This window comes from Sulfurovum sp. (genome assembly GCF_041551015.1).
GTDB lineage: Bacteria > Campylobacterota > Campylobacteria > Campylobacterales > Sulfurovaceae > Sulfurovum.
Map to the genome: position 1 here is coordinate 1 of NZ_JBFENQ010000143.1, position 4260 is coordinate 4260.

Sequence of the window (4260 nt, forward strand, 5' to 3'; positions counted from 1 at the left end):
GAGAATTCTTCGATAATGGCACGTACAAAAATAGATTCTAACGTACTAAATATAGATGCGAACATTAGTTATGAAAAAAGGTTACATGTAAAAGCAATCAGCCATATACCAGAAGAGTCACTACTGCGTACTTACAGTGAAGTGCTTAAATGGGATAGCTTAAGCCCTATGGTAAGTGAAGTTGAACTTTTGGATAATAGTGTAGATGCACTGTTTACAACGGGTACCTTAAGAGCGGATATAAAGTATGATATCAATAGCACTCAGATAGGAGGAAAGGTATTATTAGGCGGGTTACATGCTGATCTGTCTGGTAAAGTAGAAGAGAAGATAACTGTAGATACAAAGATCAATTCTATGAATTCTTTGATAGAGAGTGTTAAGAGTGTCTATACCCTTGGGGATCTTCCGGTAGTAATGGGCAGTGCAGATATATCTGTAGAACTGACAGAAATGAAAGAAGTAGATATTGCACTGAAGTCACAAGAGATCATTTATCAAGCAGGTCGTAAAATAGATCATTACGTGAATGATATAGATCTAGCAGTGAATGTGCAAGATCAAAAAATTGTATTGAACCGCTATGCATTTACATATGCTGGACAAAAACTTTTTTCTACAAAATCCTCAATAGTATCCCTTGATGATACGAATATAACTATCTCACCTCTTTGGATCAATGATCAGTTAAAAGTAGAAGGTAAATATGATCTAAAATCAAGAAAAGGTACGATTGATGCGGATGCAGAAAAGTTACATATAGCACATGAGATTGTTGATTTGGACAGTAATATAGATATCAAAACCGTATTGGATGGAAATAAAACATCAATCAATGGTCAGATCACGATTTTGGATGGAAATATACATTATGACCTGGGGCAAAAAACATATGCTTCTGACAGTGATATTATCATAGTTCAAGATATGAAAGAGAAAGAAGCAAGTCCATTTATGGACAATCTCAGTGGTTTAGTACAGATAAAGACACAAAAACCACTTATCTATAAAAAAGGCAATGTAGATATGAAAGCAGAGGTAGATCTTAGTGTATATAAAGCTGAACATTCAGAATTAATGGTATTAGGTGCAGTAGAGATACTCAAGGGAAGTAGCTATACTTTTAAGGGTAAGAAGTTTGTTTTAGATAAAAGTTATGTATATTTTACAGGAAACCTGAATAAACCTCTGCTTGAAGCAAGTGCCAGATATAAGTCACTAGATCATCTCATTACCATTACGGTTACTGGGTCAGCCCATACACCAAATATCAACTTCTCATCAAAACCTTCTTTGAGCAAGGAACAGATACTGTCGATTATTCTCTTTGACTCAGTAGAAGGAGCAGGAACAAACAGTGGTGAAGATATGATGAAAATGATGGGAGGGGCTATGGCAAAATCAGCCCTTTCAGATCTAGGAGTTCAACTAGATCATCTTGTATTAGGTGCGGGCAGTGTAGAGGTAGGTAAAAAGTTGACAGATGAGATAACGATCATCTATGTAAATGACGAAGTTTCCAGCGTAAAACTCAAATATAAACATGGAAAACGTATGGAGAGTGTGATAAGTGTAAGTGAAGAATCACAATCCTATGATATTCTTTATAAAAAGGATTTTTAAGCATCTGAGAACAGGATATTTTTCCATTTGTCATATGTTGCATCTTTGTGATGCTTAAATACTGTTTCTAGTGTAATTTTAAATGCAACGTAAGAGTGAAGAGACTATGAAAGTCTGTGTTTAAAATCCTCATATCCGAATTCACGAACTACTTCTACTGTGCCATCTTTTCTTAGTATAGCAATAGAGGGAAGTTTTACACCATTAAAGGTAGTAGCTTTAACCATGGTGTAGTGCATTTGGTCTTCAAAAATGACTTTGTCACCGATGTTGAGCGGTGCATCAAAGCTGTAATCTCCCATAATGTCTCCAGCTAAGCAAGTGTTCCCTGCCAGACGGTACATATGTGCTTTTTCTCTCACCTTGCCTGCATCCCGTACCTCTGCACGGTAGGGCATGATGATCGTGTCAGGCATGTGTGCTTCAGCGGAAGAGTCCAAGATAGCTATATCTATACCATTGTGTACAATATCTAGAACGGTAGTGATAAGTGGCCCTGTCTCCCATCCTATGGCTTCTCCCGGTTCAAGATAGACTTCTACCTCATACTTCTTTTTAAAGTCTTTGATGAGCTGTATGAGTTTCTGTGTATCGTATCCTTTTCGTGTGATATGATGTCCACCGCCAAAGTTTATCCATTTCATTTTTGGTATGTATGAGCCAAACTTCTCTTCAAAGTTTTTAAGTACATTCTCAAGAGCATCACTGCCTTGTTCACATAGTGCATGAAAATGCAAACCATCACAGAGTTCTAAAACACTCTCATCCATATTTTCCAATGTTGTTCCAAGCCTTGAATAGAGTCCGCAAGGATTATATATCTCTTTAGGCGATTCAGAATATTCCGGATTCACACGCAGACCCAGTGATAGGTTTGGATTGATTTGTTTAGCCTGCGTTGAAAACTGATTGAATTGTGCAGGAGAGTTAAACACCAGATGATGTGATATTGTAGCTATCTCTTCGATCTCTTCTTCTTTAAATGCGGGTGAATAGGTGTGCACTTCTTTCGAAAATGTCTCATCTGCAAGTTTGGCTTCATGTAGACCACTGGCACAGCACCCATCCAGATAAGGTTTGATCAGTGGAAAACTTTTCCATAAAGCATATCCTTTGAGTGCCAGTAATACTTTAGCGCCACTTTGTTTTTTAATGTTTGAAATGATTTCAAGGTTTTTCTGTAGTTTTTCTTCTTCGAGCAGCCAACAAGGAGAAGGTAAAGTTGATAGTATATTTTTCATGACAGATTATAACAATAGAATCTAAAATATTTTGTTATAATGAAGCAAATATTTTACAATTTAAATTAAGAGGGGATAGATCACCATGGGAAAAAGGGAAAATGAAAATCGCGTTGCTAATTTAAGATTTAATGGTAAGGAGATCCAACTAGCTGTAAAAATGCTAGATAAATTGCAAACTACCATTGATATCATCTATTATCTAATGGAGCATGAAAATGAACAGGCTTTTGTACTCATGCTTTTGACAGCAAAAGATATAGATTTAAATACTTTATTGGACAAAGAGAAACGAGATACTGACATCTTGTTTGAAATTGATAAAGAAGAATCACTCTATGTAATGCTATGTCAAGATACAAAGGTTGACGGAGGATATCACTTTGCAGAAAGAGTGATCCGCAATATACAGTTAGATAATGGTAAAGATATCTATTGTACAGAATTAGAAGTAAGAGCAACACATTACAGTGCTAAACAAGTGGTACTAAAACTACTTGAAACGTTTGTAAAAAGTAAACTTGAAAATAAGTCTAATGAAATTGTTTTCAGAAGTCTTAACTAATTAGACGCTTTTAAGGGATTTTAGTGTAAAATTCCGACCAAATATACCTCAGGAATGCAGGTAAAAATATATTAAGGATGATGCGGAATGAAAAGAACATACCAACCTCATAGTACACCAAGAAAAAGAACACACGGATTTAGAACAAGAATGAAGACTAAAAATGGTAGAAAAGTAATTTCTGCAAGAAGAGCTAAGGGTAGAAAAAGACTAGCTGTATAATACTTCTGGTATAAAAACATCAGTTCTATAAAACATTTTACTAGGATTAAAACCAGTAAAGAGTTCAACAGCGTGTATAAACACGCTACAAAGACATGGCATACACCTTATTTTGTACTTTTCTTCAAAAAGAGTGATGAGTATAAAGTAGGTTTTGTAGCCTCTAAAAAAATTGGAAATGCAGTTCATCGAAACAGAGCAAAACGTTTGTTAAGAGCACATTTCATCGAAAATATAGACCTCTTATCTCAAGGTAGTTACGTACTGGTTGCAAAACCTGCGCTTATTGAAGAAAACTATTCTGTGACACGTAAAGCGTATCTACATGCACTTAAGAAGTGTACTGCAACATAATTTAACACAGTTAACACTATACTATCACTGACATATTATAAAAGGTATAATTTTGGAACAACAAGATTTAAATAGACGACTTCTTCTGGCACTGGCACTTTCTTTCTTTGTATTTATAGGCTATAGCTACTTTTTCCCACCTGCGACCCCCACACAAGATAGCAAACAAACAGCAAATACTGCACATCAAACCCCTTCAGTAGATACAGCATCTAACGCAAATGTACCTACACCAAGTTCTTCAACTGCAACAGC

The 4260-nt window shown here is 35.8% G+C and carries 5 protein-coding genes and 1 pseudogene; 5 read left to right on the forward strand and 1 reads right to left on the reverse strand.

Annotation, left to right across the window (positions count from 1 at the left end; translation table 11 throughout):
* Positions 1 to 1623 (forward strand): translocation/assembly module TamB domain-containing protein (locus ABZC96_RS08610; protein WP_373030481.1); only part of this gene is annotated, 1623 nt, incomplete at its 5' end.
* A gap of 104 nt (positions 1624 to 1727) precedes the next feature.
* Here the strand turns inward: ABZC96_RS08610 and nspC are convergent.
* On the reverse strand, positions 1728 to 2864 hold the full coding sequence (nspC, locus tag ABZC96_RS08615; protein ID WP_373030483.1) for a carboxynorspermidine decarboxylase: 1137 nt from the start codon (positions 2862 to 2864) through the stop codon (positions 1728 to 1730).
* Positions 2865 to 2949: 85 nt separating this feature from the next.
* Between nspC and ABZC96_RS08620 the strand changes: the two genes are divergently transcribed.
* From ABZC96_RS08620 to ABZC96_RS08635, 4 genes and pseudogenes are all read left to right on the forward strand, one after another.
* The gene (locus ABZC96_RS08620; protein WP_373030484.1) at positions 2950 to 3429 is read left to right on the forward strand and encodes a hypothetical protein; all 480 of its coding nucleotides are present in this window, start codon (positions 2950 to 2952) and stop codon (positions 3427 to 3429) included.
* An 87-nt stretch (positions 3430 to 3516) separates the two neighbouring features.
* Entirely contained in the window at positions 3517 to 3651 is a 135-nt protein-coding gene (gene rpmH, locus ABZC96_RS08625; RefSeq protein WP_008243576.1) for a 50S ribosomal protein L34, read from the forward strand.
* A 45-nt stretch (positions 3652 to 3696) separates the two neighbouring features.
* On the forward strand, positions 3697 to 4005 hold the full coding sequence (rnpA, locus tag ABZC96_RS08630; RefSeq protein WP_081501839.1) for a ribonuclease P protein component: 309 nt from the start codon (positions 3697 to 3699) through the stop codon (positions 4003 to 4005).
* Between the two features lie 52 nt (positions 4006 to 4057).
* Positions 4058 to 4260: pseudogene (locus ABZC96_RS08635) on the forward strand (membrane protein insertase YidC); the annotation flags it as partial.